Origin of the sequence: Micromonospora sp. NBRC 107095, from assembly GCF_030269705.1 — a bacterium.
GTDB lineage: Bacteria > Actinomycetota > Actinomycetes > Mycobacteriales > Micromonosporaceae > Micromonospora > Micromonospora parva.
On the sequence record NZ_BSTU01000007.1, the window covers coordinates 233,609 to 250,262 of the forward strand.

General features: G+C 68.8%; 18 protein-coding genes and 1 pseudogene. 14 read left to right on the forward strand and 5 right to left on the reverse strand.

Annotated elements, in window-relative coordinates; translation table 11 throughout:
- Positions 1-220: 220 nt before the first annotated feature.
- The gene (locus tag QSK15_RS29435; protein ID WP_285797300.1) at positions 221-2,491 is read right to left on the reverse strand and encodes a glycoside hydrolase family 44 protein; all 2,271 of its coding nucleotides are present in this window, start codon (positions 2,489-2,491) and stop codon (positions 221-223) included.
- A gap of 552 nt (positions 2,492-3,043) precedes the next feature.
- Here QSK15_RS29435 and QSK15_RS29440 point away from each other — a divergent pair.
- The 6 genes from QSK15_RS29440 (at position 3,044) to QSK15_RS29465 (ending at position 6,804) form a co-directional block, all read left to right on the forward strand.
- Complete coding sequence (locus QSK15_RS29440; RefSeq protein ID WP_285797301.1) at positions 3,044-3,169, forward strand: hypothetical protein; 126 nt, start codon at positions 3,044-3,046, stop codon at positions 3,167-3,169.
- A 137-nt stretch (positions 3,170-3,306) separates the two neighbouring features.
- The gene (locus QSK15_RS29445) at positions 3,307-3,909 is read left to right on the forward strand and encodes an RNA polymerase sigma factor (RefSeq protein WP_285797302.1); all 603 of its coding nucleotides are present in this window, start codon (positions 3,307-3,309) and stop codon (positions 3,907-3,909) included.
- 482 nt (positions 3,910-4,391) lie between these two features.
- Positions 4,392-4,754, forward strand: a complete 363-nt coding sequence (locus QSK15_RS29450) for a hypothetical protein (RefSeq protein WP_285797604.1) — start codon at positions 4,392-4,394, stop codon at positions 4,752-4,754.
- Positions 4,755-4,983: 229 nt separating this feature from the next.
- The gene (locus QSK15_RS29455) at positions 4,984-5,112 is read left to right on the forward strand and encodes a hypothetical protein (protein ID WP_285797303.1); all 129 of its coding nucleotides are present in this window, start codon (positions 4,984-4,986) and stop codon (positions 5,110-5,112) included.
- Between the two features lie 59 nt (positions 5,113-5,171).
- Positions 5,172-5,564 (forward strand): nuclear transport factor 2 family protein, encoded by a 393-nt coding sequence (locus QSK15_RS29460; protein ID WP_285797304.1) that lies wholly within the window; start codon positions 5,172-5,174, stop codon positions 5,562-5,564.
- 562 nt (positions 5,565-6,126) lie between these two features.
- Positions 6,127-6,804, forward strand: coding sequence for a hypothetical protein (locus QSK15_RS29465; RefSeq protein ID WP_285797305.1), 678 nt, complete (start codon positions 6,127-6,129; stop codon positions 6,802-6,804).
- A gap of 66 nt (positions 6,805-6,870) precedes the next feature.
- On the opposite strand, the gene QSK15_RS29470 is transcribed toward QSK15_RS29465, so the two are convergent.
- Together QSK15_RS29470 and QSK15_RS29475 are read right to left on the reverse strand one after the other, a co-directional pair.
- Positions 6,871-7,665, reverse strand: coding sequence for a TIGR03943 family putative permease subunit (locus QSK15_RS29470; RefSeq protein WP_285797306.1), 795 nt, complete (start codon positions 7,663-7,665; stop codon positions 6,871-6,873).
- Positions 7,662-8,603 carry a permease gene (locus tag QSK15_RS29475; protein WP_279517784.1) on the reverse strand — a complete coding sequence of 314 codons (942 nt, stop codon included), beginning with the start codon at positions 8,601-8,603 and terminating at the stop codon, positions 7,662-7,664. The genes QSK15_RS29470 and QSK15_RS29475 overlap by 4 nt, the downstream gene beginning before the upstream one ends.
- A 571-nt stretch (positions 8,604-9,174) precedes the next feature.
- Between QSK15_RS29475 and QSK15_RS29480 the strand changes: the two genes are divergently transcribed.
- From QSK15_RS29480 to QSK15_RS29490, 3 genes are all read left to right on the forward strand, one after another.
- Positions 9,175-9,591: a Fur family transcriptional regulator gene (locus QSK15_RS29480; protein ID WP_285797307.1), complete on the forward strand. Its 417-nt coding sequence runs from the start codon at positions 9,175-9,177 to the stop codon at positions 9,589-9,591.
- Positions 9,592-9,752: 161 nt separating this feature from the next.
- On the forward strand, positions 9,753-9,932 hold the full coding sequence (rpmF, locus tag QSK15_RS29485; protein WP_285797308.1) for a 50S ribosomal protein L32: 180 nt from the start codon (positions 9,753-9,755) through the stop codon (positions 9,930-9,932).
- The gene (locus QSK15_RS29490; RefSeq protein WP_285797309.1) at positions 9,929-11,161 is read left to right on the forward strand and encodes a GTP-binding protein; all 1,233 of its coding nucleotides are present in this window, start codon (positions 9,929-9,931) and stop codon (positions 11,159-11,161) included. The genes rpmF and QSK15_RS29490 overlap by 4 nt, the downstream gene beginning before the upstream one ends.
- A 271-nt stretch (positions 11,162-11,432) precedes the next feature.
- Here QSK15_RS29490 and QSK15_RS29495 read toward each other — a convergent pair.
- A pseudogene (locus QSK15_RS29495) lies at positions 11,433-11,693 on the reverse strand (type B 50S ribosomal protein L31).
- The gene (locus QSK15_RS29500; RefSeq protein WP_285797605.1) at positions 11,690-12,985 is read right to left on the reverse strand and encodes a CobW family GTP-binding protein; all 1,296 of its coding nucleotides are present in this window, start codon (positions 12,983-12,985) and stop codon (positions 11,690-11,692) included. The pseudogene QSK15_RS29495 and the gene QSK15_RS29500 overlap by 4 nt, the downstream one beginning before the upstream one ends.
- Before the next feature lie 187 nt (positions 12,986-13,172).
- On the opposite strand from QSK15_RS29500, the gene rpmB reads away from it, so the two are divergent.
- From rpmB to QSK15_RS29525, 5 genes are all read left to right on the forward strand, one after another.
- On the forward strand, positions 13,173-13,409 hold the full coding sequence (rpmB, locus tag QSK15_RS29505) for a 50S ribosomal protein L28 (RefSeq protein WP_203118037.1): 237 nt from the start codon (positions 13,173-13,175) through the stop codon (positions 13,407-13,409).
- Positions 13,409-13,576 (forward strand): 50S ribosomal protein L33, encoded by a 168-nt coding sequence (gene rpmG / locus QSK15_RS29510; protein WP_013287204.1) that lies wholly within the window; start codon positions 13,409-13,411, stop codon positions 13,574-13,576. The genes rpmB and rpmG overlap by 1 nt, the downstream gene beginning before the upstream one ends.
- Complete coding sequence (rpsN, locus tag QSK15_RS29515) at positions 13,576-13,881, forward strand: 30S ribosomal protein S14 (protein WP_285797310.1); 306 nt, start codon at positions 13,576-13,578, stop codon at positions 13,879-13,881. The genes rpmG and rpsN overlap by 1 nt, the downstream gene beginning before the upstream one ends.
- Positions 13,882-13,934: 53 nt before the next feature.
- Complete coding sequence (locus QSK15_RS29520) at positions 13,935-15,407, forward strand: choice-of-anchor M domain-containing protein (RefSeq protein ID WP_285797311.1); 1,473 nt, start codon at positions 13,935-13,937, stop codon at positions 15,405-15,407.
- A gap of 118 nt (positions 15,408-15,525) precedes the next feature.
- The gene (locus tag QSK15_RS29525) at positions 15,526-16,626 is read left to right on the forward strand and encodes a WxL protein peptidoglycan domain-containing protein (RefSeq protein ID WP_285797312.1); all 1,101 of its coding nucleotides are present in this window, start codon (positions 15,526-15,528) and stop codon (positions 16,624-16,626) included.
- The last annotated feature ends 28 nt before the right edge of the window (positions 16,627-16,654 follow it).

Genomic DNA, 16,654 nt, shown 5'->3' on the forward strand with positions numbered 1-16,654 from the left:
CCGGGCTTTCATGCCGATTCAAGAGCCGTAGTGACCATGTGTTCATCTGCCATTCAGCGACTGTTGCACCAGGTCTGCGACCGCGACACGGCTTCTCGCATGAACCTGATCGGTGTCGAGCGGCTGTGCGCCGGAATGCCAGGGGAGGGGTCCGGGTGCCGCTGCGGCCCGGACCCCTCCGGCCTGCTCCGTCGGTGTGGGACGAGGAAGTGGTCTCAGGTCACCCGCAGCGTTGGCCGTTGAGGGTGAAGGCGGTTGGCGACGGATTGGTGCCGCTCCACGTGCCGTTGAAGCCGGTGCTGGTGGACGCGCCGGGGGCGAGTCTGCCGTTCCAACTCATGCTGTCCGCGGTGACGCTCGTTCCGTTCTGTTTCCAGGTGGCCGACCAGCCCTGGCCGACCTTCTGGCCGGCGGTGGGGAAGTCGAAGGCGAGTTTCCATCCGTCGATCGCGGTGGTGCCGGTGTTCTTGATCGTCACGGTCGCGGTGAAGCCGCCCGGCCAACTGTTCGCCGCGTAGGCGACTGTGCAGCTGCCGGTCGGGGCGGTGGTCGCGGTCCGCACGGTCAGGCCGGGCGAGGCCGCCGAGACGTTGCCCGCCGCGTCGCGGGCGGTCACCACGAAGGTGTACGGAGTGTCCGGCGTCAATCCGGTCACGGTGTACGTGGTGCCGGTGGCCGTGCCCACCTTCACGGTGCCGGTGGCGTCGACCCGGTGCACGTCGTACCCGGTGACGGCGGTGTCGTCGGTGGACGGCGCCCAGGCCAGCGCGATGCTGTCGCTGGTGATCGTGCCGGCGGTCGGCGTGCCCGGGACGGTCGGCGCCTGGGTGTCGCCGGGGGTGGTGCCGCGCGGCAGCACCAGGTGGGTGATCGAGTTGGCCGGGAAGGTGGTCGTGAGGCCGCCGGCGGTCACCGGCTGGTCGGCCTCCCGGACGACACCGGCGAGATTCGCCCCGCTGTAGCGGTAGACCTGGGCGGTGCTGGCGGAGGCGCCGGTGAGGGCGACCGAACTGGTCAGGTCGTCGCCGGTCTTGTTGACGACGACCAGTGTGAGCGCCTTGTCGGTGCTCCGCTCGGCGGCGTACACGGCTAGTTTGCTCTGGTCGGTGCTGGTGGCCTGGATGGAGGTCTCGCCGAACGCGCCGCCCTTTCCATCGTAGTTCCGGTAGATGCGGAAGGCGTTCGCCACCGGCTGGTCGGCCGTCGGTGCGGTCCAGAGGGTCGCCAGGTCGAGTCCTTCGCGGCCGAAGATGCCGAGTACGTCGGCCTGGGCGAGAGCGCCGTTGAGCGATCCGTAGCCACCCCAGTTGTATTCGGTCATCGCGATCTTCGTGCCCGGGTAGTGCTGGTCGACCAGTTCGCGCAGGCGCGGGATGTACCGGACGGGCTGGTTGATCCAGCTCTCGTCCACGTAGGTCGGGTCCCAGAGCTGGCGGGTCGAGCGCAGTCGCAGTGCCTGGGTGTCGGCGTCGCCGGCCGCGTCGCCGAGCACGCCGGCCTGCTGCGGGTAGAGATGGACGTCGAAGTAGTCGAGGATGCGGGTGCCGTGCTGCTGCTCGTACTCGCGCATCCGGTCCAGATACCACGGGCCGAGGTCCTGGCCGCCGTGCGCGGCCTTGTCCGGTGGGTTCGACCAGCAGCCGGTGCGCGAGCAGGTGTCCTGGTCGAGGCCCGAGTAGAAGATCGAGTTCAGGCCCCAGCCGACCGGGCCGAGCGTCTTCGCGCCGGGGTCGGCAGCCTTGATCGCGGCGGCGTACTCGTAGGTGCGGTCGCGGAGCTCGTCGTAGCCCAGTCCGGTCGGGCGGACGTCGCGGTGGGTGGAATGCCACAGGTCCGGCTCGTTGTCCAGGTTGTAGAACTGGACTCCACCGTCGGCAGCGCCGCCGAACTGTCCCTTGAGGTGGTTGACGAAGTCGGTGGCGTACTCCGGGCCGGCGGCGATGCTGGTGTCCTCCGGATCGTTGCCGGTGATCAGTGATCCGTCCGGCTTCCTGCCGTTGCCGCAGTCCGGTGCCCAGGGGTCGGTGGACTCCTGCGGGCCGTACTTGGCGACGCTGAAGCCACAGGCCCGTGACCGGTCCTTGGCGATCCAGCCGAGCATCGGCATCGTCATGACGGTGGCGGCGCCGGTGGCCCTGTTCTGCTGCACGAACCGGTCGGTCTCCGAGCCTTCCGGGAGGTCTTCCGGGGTCGGGTTGTCGTTGGGGATGTTCTCGAAGTACCAGTCCGCCGCGCGGTTGGTGGTGTCGGCACGGAAGTTGTAGCGGGTGGTGGCGTTGCCTCCGTAACGGTGCACCGGTAGCCGCAGGTCGCGGGCGAGCGCCTCGTCGGCGAAGTTCATGCCGTAGATGTACGGGCTGATCTGGTGCCGGGGGGCGGTGGTGTCGACGGCCAGCGCCGGACCGGCTACCGCCAGGGCGGGCTCCGGCAGGACCAGACCGCCGAGGGCCGTGGCGAGCACGACCGGGAGTAGAGCGGTGGTGGGACGCACGAGCATTCCTTTCGGATAGAAGCTCGACGATGGGAGCGCTTCCACAGGATTGCGCTTTCCCCGCTTCGAGTCAACGCCGGGAGACTCGTTGTGGATCATGTCGATCTCATCCAGAGCGACTTGCGCAAGGGCTGCCCAGGCCCGGTCAGTAGCCATGCCGCGAGGCGGGCGCGCGGCAGTGCAAGGCGGGGCTCCGTGTCAGGCCCCGCCCTCCGGCCGGTCCAGCTGCCGCAGCCCCATGGGCCGTTGCGCGGCGCCACTTCCTCACTGGGCACTCGAACGGACAGCATCGAGGTGAGGTCTAGTCGGCGTCCCGCCGTGATGCTGCCACGTCTACGAGAGTCAGCACGGGCTAGGTCGAGCCTTCACATCCTGCCGCCCCTGGGGACCTTGATCTCTGGGGCGACAGGGGTTGCTCAGACCGTTAGGGAGATGTCTACCTTGGATCGGAACGCGGAAGAAGCAGTATCTGGCACCACCGACGCGGGCTCGCCCCTGCAGGGCGGTCGGCCGAGTGGTGGCAGCCGCCTGAGTGCCAGGAGTCTGCTCGCTGTGACCCACGGGATTCTGGCCGGCGTCGGCGGGGTCTATCTGGCTACGGTCAGCCTGCCAGTAACGCTGATCGCCGCGGTGTCGGCAGTGCTGCTCGCCAGCCTGATCGTGATCGCGCATCGGTAGGAGGGCGATGGGCGAGATCGGATCTTGCAAGTGCCGGCCGGCCGCCCGGAAAGCTCGGACCAGGCGCTTCACGGTTGGCAAGCCTCGCAGACCTAACTCCCATGGGGAGTCATCGACGACGGAGGGAGAGGTCGCACGTGACTCGAGCGGACGAGGGCTCGGTCGAGGCGCATCCATCGCCGCATGCCGACGAACCTGTGGCTGTGGCAGGCGACTACGACCTGTTCTTCGAGAGCGCCTATCCATCTCTCCTGCGAGCGGCTCTGATCGCCGGGGCTACCACAGAGGAGGCAGAAGACTTTGTGGGTGAGGTTATGGCTTACCTGTTCTGTCGATGGGGAGCCGTGACCAACCCCTGGGCGTACTCAACCAAGGCTGTCCTGAACCGGCTTCGCAAGATCAAGAAGCGGGAGAAAGAGCGCCTGGACCGTACGACTCGTGGTGGCCACGTCACCCCGACGGGCGTCAACGATGTGACCCTGACCGATTGGGAGGAAAAGGAGTGGGTGATTCAACACCTGGCCCGCCTCCCGCTGCATCAACGTGCGGTCATGGCGTACAACTTCGACGGTATGAGCACGGACGAGATTGCTGCCAAGCTGGGCAAGAACCATGCCAACGTCCGCAAGCTCCTTCAACTTGCGAGGGAACGGCTCCGGCTCGAGTTGGCCAGGGAGCAAGAGCGCGATCGGAAGATCACCACGCAGGACGACAACGGCCGGAGAGAGGAGACCCGGTGACCGACAAAAGCCACCTGGAGCCGGTCGAGCCGCAGGCCGAGAGTCTCGATGAGCTGGCTCGGGAGGTTCGTAACCTCGCCGACGAGATTGTGGCCTCCCGCCTGCCGGACGGAGAACTCGTTAGGCGACGAGAGAGCATCAAGCAGGCTGCCGCAGGGAGGGCTGCCAGCCTGCCACAAGACCAACGCTCGGCCAGTCTTGGTGCCGGGCGCGGCCTTACGGCGCCTACGCCAATTCAACAGCACATTGGTGTCCCGACGGACCAACCCGGGGAGGCGGCGCGGCGGGAGGCAGAATCCATCCGAGCGCAAGCCCGCCAAGAGGCAGATGAGCGCCGGAAAGAGGCGCTCCAACAAGCCATGGACACCGTCGCGAAAGCCCGCCTTGAAGCACAACACATCGTGGATCGAGCTCGAGAAGAGGCATCCCGAACTCCTCGGCGGCGGACGGAGGCATGGCCGTTCGGAGCATTGTCGAGCCGCATGGGGACCGTGAAATCGTGGGCGATTGTGGTGACGGCACTCACGGTGGCGCTGTGCCTGAGTGGAAACTTGCTGGCCCTTGTACTGGAGGGTGGCCCGCTCCCTCTCAGTGTTAACTTGCTCGCAATCAGCATGGTCAGCTGTGCGCTAGTCCTTGCAATCGTCGCCGAGATACAAGAGCGACTTGACGACCGGATCAGCGCCCTGACCGAATTCCTCGTGGTGCGACTCAACGAGATTGAGACACACACCGGTGACCGGAATACCGGCTTCGTGGAGGGCTACCTGATGCGGCACGGCCAAGAGGCAAAAGTCGTTCCGATCGGTTCACGACAAGCAGATCGCTCGCGCCCTGCTCCGTAGGGTCGGAGACCGGCTTGCCTGAGGAGATCCTGCCTACGGAACGGCTCCCCGTGCTGCCGCGGGAGCCACATTCGAGTGTTGGGGTGGCGTGGGCTGGTGGATCGTGTCGGTCGTGGCGGCTCAGTCTGGGTCGGGGCCGCGTCGGCATGTCCCTGCCCGACCTGCGGCACATCGCCGCAGGACCCTCGCGTCGGGGCAGCGGGGATACCCATGACCTAGACGCGGATGGTTGGTCGATCTCATCGAACGATTCGCGATCATCGACCTGGGCAAAGGCCACCTCACCACGCTCGACATCTCGACCAACCTGAGCAGGCTCCTTGTGGCTGACGGCATCTGGCCGCGTCCAACGCAGTGAGCCGGCTCAACACCGCCTCGACAGGAGGCTGACGGCGGAAGAACCCGTACGCTGGAGCGGTGATCGACTTTCGTGCGGCGGTGGAAGCACGCGACCCCGATGCCCTTGAGGCGGCCCTGGCCGACAACGTGGTGTTTCGCAGTCCGGTGGCGTTCAAGCCCTACCCGGGCAAGGCAATCACCGCAGCGATCCTTCGCGGTGTGCTGCGGGTCTTCGAGGACTTCCGGTATGTCCGCGAGCTGAGCGGCGAGGGCGGCCGCGATCACGCGCTGGTTTTCGAGGCGCGGATAGGCGACGTCGCCGTCGAGGGTTGTGACTTCCTGCACCTGGACGAGAGCGGTTTGATCGATGACTTCACGGTCATGGTTCGTCCGCTGTCCGCCGCGCAGGCCCTGGCCGCTGCGATGGCCGCTCAATTCGAGCAGATCCAACGTGAGGCGGCCGCCGGCTAGCTGGAGCGTCGGCCGCAGCGATCACCGGCCTCCCACCCACAGGCTCCGACCTCGTCGTGCCGAGGTTTCCATCCGCGAACTGTTGCCGTTGGTGATGACGCCCAGCACCCGTCCGGGTACCCGACCTGGACCCCCGGAGCGTCTGCCTCGTCTACCTGGTACCGCATCTCATGAACTGACGCAGTGCGTCGAGTGTCGGCGGGGCGAGCACGTCGGGATTGGCGGGGTCCGTCAGGTCGTGTGCCACGCCGGCGGTACGACTCGGCCGGGTCCGCTGGTCTGAGCCCGTTCCAGCGCCACTGCCAGTGATGTGTCGTGCGGCACGGTACCTGCGGGTCGATGGTTCCGCAGGTGAGCAGGGTAAAAGTTCCCGAGGGTAGCCGGTGGGCGACCGAGGCGGGGTCGACGGCGTCGATGGTCTGCACGGGCGGCTTCGAGTGGAGGGCCGGCGAACAGAACCGTTCGGCTGAACACGCGCGAGACGACGGCAACGCCGGTATCGACTGGCGTCGGACGGTGAGGCTACGCTGCGACTCAGGCTCCATCGACGCAAGGAGATGTCGTGTCGCGCCGCACCGGTAAGCCCTCCTACCTGCAGTCCGCGCCTGACACGCGCCGCCGTCGTGTGGCGCGAGTCGCCGTCGTCGTCGGGGCGACCGCTCTCGCGGCTGTTCTTGTGGGGGGCGCTGCCGGCTACACAGCGAATCGACCGGACGGCGTCGAGTCGGCTGTCGCCGACATACGCGAGGCCGAGGCGCAGCGCGACAGTCAGCAGATCGTCGAGTTGACGGCAACGGCCCGGCGCCTTCGTGAGGAGATTTCCCCCATCCTCAACGCTCTGCGCACCGACACGCCAATCGGCGGGCAGCCCGGCCCCGACCAGGTCCGCCAGTGGCAACAGACGATGTCGCGGGCGGCGGAGCCGTTCGCCGACCCTCCGTCGGGCACCACCGCCACCAATGTGGCGCGCGGGGGTCTGCGCGGCGCTGTGGAGCAGGCTTCCCTGGCTGTCGAGTCCTACCTGCTCGCGGTTACCGGGCCGCCCACCCAGCGGGCCGCTCTGGCGCAACTGGCGAAACGGCAGGCAGTGCAAGCCGCTGCCGCGTGGTCCGTCGCGGCTACCCAACTCGATCAGGTCAACATCGATGCGGGTCAAGGTCATCAGCATGTCTACCTGGACACTGGTCCCGACGGTGGCGCCTTCACGCCTGACGGTGCTGCGGAAGGCTCTGGCGGTTGAGTGATCGCCTGCACTCTGCGGTGGGGTAGCGCTGACGCCTGAGGTTGTGCCCGGCGCTGCGGAGGGCTACTCGTACGGATCCTTGGGGGCGATCACCCGTCGCCAGGTTTCCACCTCGATATAGGGGATCTCTTCGTCGTTGATGGGGTCACGGGTCACGCGGTCCGTGTAGCGGCCGGTGACCTGGATCCAGGTGTCGTCGGCCAGACCGGTGGGGGCGTTGCCGGCCATTCCGAGTTTGACGGGTCGACCGTCGGCGGCGCAGCAGGACAGGATCATGCGGGCGAGGATGGGTTGTCCGTCGGGCCCCGGGGTGATGAAGCCGGTGAGCTGGACCCGTCGGTTGCCGATCGACTGGCCCTTGTCGAACAGGGCTCGGGCGGCGTAGTCGAAGACGTTGATCGTCGCCGGATCCCCGGCGGGCAGCGGCGGATAGTCGTAGTCGTAGTCCTGCTGAGCGGTGAGTGCGGTGCCCGCTTGGCCGGCCGCGTACGAGCCCAGGGCGGGTGGAGTCACGAGTAGCAGCCCGAGAGCGGGAAGGAGAAGCAGCCAGGCGACTCGCGGTTCGTGGTGGGTGTGCTCGTCGTGTAGGACTTCGGTCGTTGACCCGCTCGGGCTCCGCTCGGCGCTCTCCGGTCGAGTCCGGCCGGCGGGGTCGCTCTGGCCCTCGGACCCGTCCGCGTGGGGAAGTAGGTCGTACCAGAGGGTCATCACCGCGGCGACGATCAGCAGGAGGCTGGCGGCGATGAGGAACGGTCGCAGCCCTTCCTTGACGTAGCGCAGGTAGAGGTCCGTGACGCTGGCGTGCAGAACTGCCGCGCCGAAGAAGATCATGACGCAGGCCTGGGCCATCCGGTTCACAGCAGCACCATCCCGGTGATGACGGCGACCGCGACGGCGACCGTGAAGGTGGCCGGCGCGAATCGGGCGGCGAAGCGCCGGCCGAAGATGCCGGCCTGCATGGAGATGAGTTTCAGGTCGACCATCGGCCCGACCACCAGGAAAGCCAGTCGAGCGGTGAGGGAGAACTGCGACAGGGAGGCGGCGACGAACGCGTCCGCCTCGGAACAGATCGACAGCAGGACCGCGAGCGCGGCCAGGGCGAGCACGGAGAGCACCGGCTGGTCGGCGAGGGTCTGCAGCCACTGTTCGGGGACGACGACGTTGATGGTGGCCGCGGCCATCGCGCCGATGACAAGGAACCCGCCCGCGTGGGCGATGTCGTGCCGTACGGCGGACCAGAACGCTTCCCCGCGCCGCAGCCCGTCCAGGTCCGGTCGGTGCGGGAGCCGGATCCAGTCGGTGCGGCCCAGCCGCAGCCAGAGCCACCCCATGATCATGGCGACGACGAGGCTGGCGATCGCGCGGGCAAGGACCATCTCAGGGTTGTTGGGGAAGGCCACGGCGGTCGCGGCGAGGACGATCGGGTTGATCGCCGGTGCTGCGAGCAGGAACGCCAGTGCCGCCGCAGGTGTGACACCGCGGCGGATCAGGGAACCCGCGATCGGTACGGCACCGCACTCGCACCCCGGCAGGATCACCCCTGCCGCGCTGGCGACCGGTACGGCGAGGGCCGGGTGTTTCGGCAGGGCCCTGGCCCAGAACGACCGGGGTACGAAGACTGCGATGGCGGCGGACAGCAACACACCGAAGACGAGGAATGGCACGGCCTGCACCATCACCGAGACGAACACCGTCGTCCAGGTCGCCAGCGATGGTGCGGACAGCAACCTTGCCAGGGGCTCGCGCAGGAAGATGAGCAGGACGAGCACGGCGGCGAGGATCTCGACCGAACCGATCCGTCCGGTGAACGGAAACGGGGACCGGTGACCGTGGTCGTGCTGGACGGTGTCGGGGCCTGGCGGCGTGTCGGGAGTGCCGGCTGTTCCTGTGCTCGATGAGGTGGTGGGCTCGGATGCGGCCACGCCGGCCCCCTTCTGTGCTGGGCATGTGGACATGGCGTCGACCCGGTTGCCTGCCCGCGTTCCGAGGGCTGTGGCGCGCAACGTGTGTGCCGACCTTTGGTTCGCTCACACACCAACAGCGATGTGAGTGTATCGATAGCGACGGGCCATCGTCGCGAAACCGCAGGGTCCTCTCCTGAGAACGGGTCCCGAGATGACGGGGGCGTGTGAGGGAATCCTTCTTGGTGTTGGTAGTCGATGTCGATAGATGATTGGACGTTGTGATCTCTCCGTGACATCACCAGCACTGCTGGACCTGGACGCCGGCCGGTCTGCGTTACCCGCGACAGGCCAGGGGTCGGGGGACGGTGCGGCCACGCTCATGCACGACGACGCATAATGGTCTGACGGGCAGCGAGGCGAAGTGTCGGAAGCGGTAGGCCGGCGGCGCCCACATCACGGGAGGATGGCGGCCACGGTGAATCAGACGGTGCCTAATGTGACCCGGAACACCCGGCAGCGGGCAGAGGTGCTGGCACTGCTGCGCGAGGTCGAGGGCTTCCACTCGGCGCAGCAACTGCACCAGATGCTTCTGGCGCGTAAGGCGGGCGTGGGTCTGACGACCGTCTATCGGACATTGCAGCTGCTGGTGGATGCCGGCGAGATTGACTCGACCCGGTTGCCGGGTGGCGAACAACTCTTCCGTCGGTGTAGTCAGAGCAAGCACCATCACCACCTGGTCTGTCGAGATTGCGGGCGTACGGTCGAGGTGGCCGGGCCGGCCGTGGAGCGGTGGGCCGACCAGGTTGCCGCACAGCACGGGTTCGTCGACGTCGGTCACACCTTGGAGATATTCGGCACCTGCGCCGCCTGTGTGCGCTGAGCGGTCGACGGATCATCTGAACGAAGGGCGACGGGGCCCGGCCCTGGTTGCTCCAGGAGGTCCGAGCGTCGTTGCGGTGAGCTGAATCAGGCACGCCCCGAACTCCTATTGAAAACGGGACCCATTAGCATGTGGCTGAACCCGTATCGAGGAGACCTCTCATGGCCGTGCCCAAGCGCAAGATGTCCCGGTCCAACACCCGCCACCGTCGCGCCCGGTGGAAGGCGACCGTGCCGCAGTCGACGCCCTGCCCGTGTCCGCGCAAGGAGATGGTGCTGCCGCACCGCGCCTGTACGCACTGCGGTCTGTACAAGGGTCGTCAGGTGCTGGATCAGCCATGACGGAGCAGCTGCCGGTGACGGTGCTGTCCGGGTTCCTCGGTGCGGGCAAGACCAGCCTTCTCAATCATGTGCTGGCCAACCGCGAGGGGTTGCGGGTGGCGGTGATCGTCAATGACATGAGCGAGATCAACATTGACGCCGCGTTGGTGCGTGACGGTGGAGCGTTGTCGCGGACGGAGGAGCGGCTGGTCGAGCTGACCAACGGCTGCATCTGCTGCACGTTGCGCGACGACCTGCTCGACGAGGTGGCCCGGTTGGCCCGGCTGGGTCGCTTCGACTACCTGTTGATCGAGTCCAGCGGCATCTCCGAGCCGATGCCGGTGGCCGCCACGTTCGCCTTCGGTGTGGAGGACGGGCAGGTTCTGGATGACCTGGCTCGGCTGGACACCACAGTGACGGTGGTCGACGCGGCGGGCCTGCTGGCCCGCGTCGAGGCGGGGGAGACCCTCGAGGCAAGTGGGCTGGCCGCGTACGAGGGGGACGACCGGGGCGTCTCCGATCTGCTGGTCGACCAGATCGAGTTCGCCGACGTGCTGGTGGTCAACAAGACCGATCTGGTCGCACCGGAGGATCTGGCGGTGGTGGAGGCGCTGCTGAGCCGCCTCAACCCGGCCGCCCGGCAGGTGCGTGCCGTGCACGGCCGGGTGGCCCCGGCGGAGATCCTGCACACGGGCCGGTTCGATCTGGAGCGGGCCGAGACGGCGCCCGGTTGGGTCGCCGAGCTCAACGGTGGGCACGTGCCGGAGACCGAGGAGTACGGCATCTCCAGCATCGTCTTTCGCGACCACCGGCCGCTGCACCCGCAGCGACTGTGGGACCTGCTGGCCGGCGGGCTGGACGCGTTCGGTGTGGTGCGCTCGAAGGGCTTCCTGTGGCTGGCCAGCCGCCCGGACGTGCAGGCACTGTGGTCGCAGGCAGGCCCTTCCGGCCGGTGCGATCCGATCGGCGTCCCCGTCGTGGTCTCCGGGGAGTGGCCCGAGGATCCCGACGAGCGGATCGAGCTGGAGTCCCGCTGGCATCCGCTCTTCGGGGACCGGCAGCAGGAACTCGTTCTCATCGGTGTCGACCTGGACGGCCAGGGCCTGCGGGCCGCGCTGACCGCCTGCCTGCTCACCGACACCGAGATCGCCGCCGGGGAGCCTGCCTGGCGGGCGCTGCCCGACCCGTTCCCCGAATGGGACCTGAGCGACCTGCACGAACACGAGCATGTCGATCCGGTTCAGGTCTGACCCATGGCAGTCACCCTGTGACTTCGGATGATGTCCCCGTAGTCGGCGGCGGCGCGCTCGTCGGCGTTGGCGGGACCGCCCGCGGGCTCGGCGGCTGCAAAGAACGAGAGGGATTGAGGGCCGTCCCGCCGGAGCGCTGCTGACGGTCGCCCGCGAGCTGGTTGCCCTCGGCGACCGGCTCGCGGGCGAGCGTCAACTGCCATGCCCGGTTGTGACGGGGGCCGTCGACCTGTCGCGGCACCGGTCGGTCCAGTCGACCGGCACGTCACGGTCACGCGCCCTGCGGCCCCCGGCGGGCGTACTTCCGGCGGAACTTCTCGACCCGGCCGGCGGTGTCGAGCAGGCGTTGCTTGCCGGTCCAGAAGGGATGGCTGGCGGAGGAGATCTGCACGTCGATGACGGGGTAGGTGGTGCCGTCGGTCCACTCGATGGTCTAGTCGCTGGTGGCGGTGGACCGGGTGAGGAAGACGAGATCGGCGCCCTTGTCGCGGTAGACGACGGGTCGGTAGTCGGGATGGATTCCGGGCTTCATGCGGGTTGCGCTCCTTCGGTGTCGGTGTCTGCCAGTTCCTCCGCCCCAAGGGGGAAGCAGCCGGCGAACGGGTCGTGGTAGGCGCGCCACGTTTCTTCGCCGTCGGCGAGTTCGGCGTCGGTGAGCAGGCACCGGGCGAGGGTGCGGTGCAGCTCGACGGGGTCGACGTCGAGGCCGATGAAGACCAGGTGCTGGTGGCGGTCGCCGTAGTAGGGGTCCCACTCCAGGGCGGCGGCGAGGCGGCGTTGGTCTTCGACGTGCTCCCAGCGGTCCTCCGGCAGGCTGACCAGCCAGTGTCCGAGCGAGCCCATGGACAGACCGCCGCCGGCGAACTCCCACGCCACCACGGTGTCGGGTTGGCTGGCCAGCCAGAGGTGGCCCCGGGACCGGATCATCTCGGCGTTGACGTCCTCCAGGACGTCGTGCAGGCGTTGCGGGTGGAACGGGCGGCGGGCGCGGAAGACGGCGGAGACCACCCCGCAGTCGGATTCCGGCTCGTGTGCGCCCAGCGTGTAGCCCTGTAGACCACGGGCCAGCAGCCCGGGGGTCTCCGGCCGGTGCCGGTGGGTGTGGCGCAGTTGGCGGGTCAGCGTGCTGGCGTCGACGCGGTCACCGTCAACGCGGATGTGCACCGCCCACGGCGCCATCCGCCGCAGCAGGACCGACAGCCGGCTGGTGTCGAAGGCACCCTCCCGGGACTGTCCCCAGAGGACCAGGGTGTCGGCGTACTCGATCTGGCGGACCACGACGTCGGCGAGCGCGCGGTCGTCGTCGTCCGCGGCCTGGATGCCGAGTGCGGTGAGGTCGTCGGTGCTGGCGAGGCCGTCGAGCAGGTGTTCGGCGTCGAGGACGGTGACATAGGAGTCGACGCGGATGAGCTCGGTGATCGGTGCGCCGTCGACGAGGCAGTGGGCGCAGGCGGCGGCGACCGCCTCCGGCTCGACCACCTCGGGCAGCATCAGCACCAGATCCCGGCCGGGTTGGCTGCGGGCGAGTCGGACGAGGGTGGGCAGCACGTCTTCGCGCAGGGTGCAGGAGACGCAGCCGTGCTTCAGGCCGACCCGCTCGTCCTCGGTTATGCCGGTGCTGGAGCGCACCACCCGGCGCACGGCGCCGTCGCGGATCCCGGTGAGGTCGTGGCGCACCAGTAGCAGTGAGTCGTCGGCGGCGAGCAGCGCCCGAGCGACGGCGAAGGTCGCCGCCGGCCAGAACCCGGACAGCACGGTCAAGGACGGGCGGGTGTCAGTGTCCGTTGTCAGGACGTGCGTCGGTGCCTGTGGTGACGACGACATGGCACTCCTCTCGACGTAGTTGAAAACGATTGTCATTTAACCACATCCGGAGTGGCGGACGGTCGGCGGGCGCACCCGGCCCAAGTGGGGGTCGCTGGCGATCGGCCCGCTGCGGGTCTGACCGAACGGATGATGTAGAACTGAAAACCGTTGTCGTTATCGTCAACCTCAGCAAGGAGCGTGCACTGTGTCCCGACGTTGTGACGTCACCGGCGCGAAGCCGAGCTTCGGCAACGCCGTGTCCCACTCCCACCGGCGCACCCGCCGCCGGTGGAACCCGAATCTGCAGAACCACCGCTACTGGCTGCCGTCGCAACGGCGATGGGTCAGCCTCACCCTGACGACGAAGGCGCTGAAGACCGTGGACCGCAAGGGCATCGAGAAGGTCGTCGCCGAGCTGCGCGCCCGGGGGGTGAAGCTCTGATGGCCCGCCAGACCGACGTGCGACCGATCGTGCGGCTGCGCAGCACCGCCGGCACCGGCTACACGTACGTCACCCGCAAGAACCGTCGCAACGATCCGGACCGGCTGGTCCTGCGCAAGTACGACCCGGTCGTCCGCCGACACGTCGAGTTCCGCGAGGCACGCTGATGGCCAAGAAGAGCCTGGTCAACCGGCAGACGCGCCGCGAGGAACTGGTAGCCCGGCACGTCGAGGGGCGGGCGGAGTTGAAGCGGCTGGTCGCCCATCCGGACACCGACCCGGAGGTACGCGCCGACGCGGTGCGCCGGCTCAGCCGGCTGCCACGGGATTCCAGCCCGGTGCGGCTGCGCTCACGTGACCAGATCGACGGCCGCCCGCGCGGCGTGCTGGCCCGGTTCGGGTTGTCCCGGGTGCGGTTCCGCGAGCTGGCTCTGCGTGGCGAGCTGCCCGGGGTGCGCAAGGCGTCCTGGTGATGGCAGCACATGTACCACCGCGCGCAGGTACGCGCGGTGCTGAAAGGGGAGGAATGAATGCGACTCTGAGGGTTCGCGGTTTCGCGGCCCTGGTTGCCGGGGCGGTGGTGGTCGCCGGCGCGGTGCTGGCGCCCACCGCCGCGTCGGCGGCCGAGCAGGTGGTGTTGTCCAAGGGGCACACCGACGCGCTCGATGTGCACTACGCGGATGGCGTGCTGTCGTTGAAGGTGAACGACGACACGGTCAGCCCTTCGGTGACGCGGAATCCGGCGGACGTGACGTTCCAGGTTCTGCCGCAGGCGGCGATGGCCGTTCCGGACGATCCGCGGTTCGCCTTCCTCGGGCCGGCGGGGAGTCAGATCTGGCTCCTCCCGTTGACCCAGGACCCGGATCTGCTCTGGCCGGGTTGGAACACCACGACGCTCGACTCAGGGGTGTTCGAGGGCAACAAGGTGCGGCTGAGCCTGGTCGGCGTGCAGGGGCCGGGTACCGTCACGCTGTTCACGCAGGACTCGTTCGGCGGTCCGATCATCAAGTTCCGCTCCGACGACGGTCTGCCGGACGCGATCGACGTGCCGGTGCACACCCACGCGCACTCGAACTGGGCGTTCGGCGCGCTGGGCAACTACACGCTGACGTTCCAGGCCAACGCGACGTTGACCAACGGCACGACGGTCAGCACCGGGCCGGTCGACTACTCGTTCGTCGTCGGTGAACTGTCCGGCGGTGGGCCGCGGGTCAGCCTGTCGGTCAGCGGGATGGCGGACGAGTACCAGCCCAACGACACAGTGACGCTCAACGCGGTGCAGACGCCGCAGACCGAGCTGGACCACTACCACTGGTTCAGCCGGTGCCCCGGCACGGACGACTGGGCGATCATCGCGGGTGAGGCGGGTGCGAGTTACTCGTTCACGGCCACCCGTGAGCTGAACGCCTGCGAGTACGTGGTGAAGCTGTACGGCGACGCCCACGAGGTGGTCGCGACCAGCGAACCGGTGGCCCTCTGGGTGGCGTTCCCGCCGCAGGAGCCGGGCACCTCGCAGACGATCACCGCGTCGATCGACGCGACGCAGGGTTCCCTGGTGATCAGCGTCAACCCGGACGACCGTGCCGTGGTGCTGCCGCCCGCACAGCTGACCGCCGGCGGTGACCGGTGGGAGAGCACCGGGGAGCTCCGCCCGGTCACGGTGACCGACACCCGTGCCGGCCGACCGGGGTGGAGCGCGTCCGGGCAGATCCCGGCCGACTTCGCCGGGCCGGACGGTGCGACGTTCAGCTCCGGCTACCTCGGCTGGAACCCTCGGGTCATCGCCCAGGGCTCCGGGCAGGGTGTCGTGGCCGGTCCGGAGGTCACGCCGTACGTCGTCGGGTCCGGCGGCGGTCTCGGCAACAGCGCGGTGCTGGGCTCGGCGCCGGGCGACACCGGGCGGGGTACCGCCCAACTGGGTGCGGGTCTGCGGCTGAGCCTGCCCACCGAAACGGCTGCGGGGACGTACTCCGCGACCCTCACCCTCACCGCGATCTGATCGCCCGAACCCGTCCGGTGGCCCGGCGCTGAACCGCCACCGGACGGTCGCGGGGTGGGTGGGCCGTTGCCGCGACCCACCCGCCCCGCCTCACCCCTCGCACCCAGGAACGGAACCCATGCGCCTGTTCGCCGCCATTGCCACCGGCATAGCCCTGCTCGGCGCGGCTCCGGCACCGCCCACGCCCCCCGCACCGCCGGCGTCCGCCGCGACGTGGGGAGTGGCGCCGTCGAGTGCCAAGGGCCCGAACGGTCGGCCGGCGTTCACCTACAAGCTCGATCCCGGCGCAACAGTGACCGACTACGTCGCGGTCACCAACCACTCGGTGCGCCCGCTGACCCTGAACCTCTACGCCAGCGACGCGTTCACCACCGGGCAGGGCGGGTTCGACCTGCTGGCCGGTGGCCAGAAGCCCACCGACGTCGGCACCTGGGTCCGTTTCACCGGCGGCACCGTGACCATCCCGTCCACGTCCCGTGTGGACATCCCGTTCACGCTCACCGTGCCGAGCAACGCCACGCCCGGGGACCACGCCGGCGGGATCGTCGCCTCGCTCGCCGCCACGGCACCAGACGCACAGGGCAACCGGGTCGCCGTCGACCACCGGGTCGGCGCGCGGATCTACCTACGGGTGAGCGGCGAGCTGCAACCAGCGATGACCGTCGACAACCTTCGGGTACGGCACACCGGCTCGCTGAACCCCCTCGCCGGTGGCACGCTCACCGCTACCTTCACCGTCCGCAACACCGGCAACGTCCGGCTCACCGGGCGGCCCACGCTCACCGTGGCCGGGCCGTTCGGCCTCGGCCGGCGCTCGACCGACGGGGCGGCCCTGCCGGAGATCCTGCCCGGCGGCGAACTGACCACCACCGTACGTATGACGGGCGTGCCGCCACTGTTCCGGTTGACCGTGAGTGCCGCCGTCACACCCGCCGCCGTGGGCGACCAGGTCCTCGACCCGCAGCCGCAGAGCGGCACGGCGCGCGCCACCGCCTGGGCGGTGCCCTGGCCACAGCTGGCCCTGCTGGTCCTGCTCGCCCTCATCGGCTGGGCGCTGACCGCCGCCCGCCGGCGGCGGGCCCGACAGCTCGCCCGGGCGGTTGCGGCCGCCCGGGAGGAGGGTCGTTCCGAGGCCGACCGGCAGACCGAGCAGACGCCGGGCGGCGGTGCGGCAGCGGCTCCCGCCACCAGTCACGTCGGCCGGCGAGACACGACATAGACGAACCACTCCGAAGCCGTCTGGGGAG

Excerpts from the sequence above, each read along its gene's own strand:
- QSK15_RS29500 (WP_285797605.1), bottom strand. The coding sequence starts at position 12,985 with ATGTCGTCGTCACCACAGGCACCGACGCACGTCCTGACAACGGACACT.
- QSK15_RS29450 (WP_285797604.1), top strand. The coding sequence starts at position 4,392 with ATGGGGACCGTGAAATCGTGGGCGATTGTGGTGACGGCACTCACGGTG.
- rpsN (WP_285797310.1), top strand. The coding sequence starts at position 13,576 with ATGGCCAAGAAGAGCCTGGTCAACCGGCAGACGCGCCGCGAGGAACTG.
- rpmG (WP_013287204.1), top strand. The coding sequence starts at position 13,409 with ATGGCCCGCCAGACCGACGTGCGACCGATCGTGCGGCTGCGCAGCACC.
- QSK15_RS29480 (WP_285797307.1), top strand. The coding sequence starts at position 9,175 with ATGGCGGCCACGGTGAATCAGACGGTGCCTAATGTGACCCGGAACACC.
- QSK15_RS29525 (WP_285797312.1), top strand. The coding sequence starts at position 15,526 with ATGCGCCTGTTCGCCGCCATTGCCACCGGCATAGCCCTGCTCGGCGCG.
- rpmF (WP_285797308.1), top strand. The coding sequence starts at position 9,753 with ATGGCCGTGCCCAAGCGCAAGATGTCCCGGTCCAACACCCGCCACCGT.
- QSK15_RS29490 (WP_285797309.1), top strand. The coding sequence starts at position 9,929 with ATGACGGAGCAGCTGCCGGTGACGGTGCTGTCCGGGTTCCTCGGTGCG.
- QSK15_RS29520 (WP_285797311.1), top strand. The coding sequence starts at position 13,935 with ATGAATGCGACTCTGAGGGTTCGCGGTTTCGCGGCCCTGGTTGCCGGG.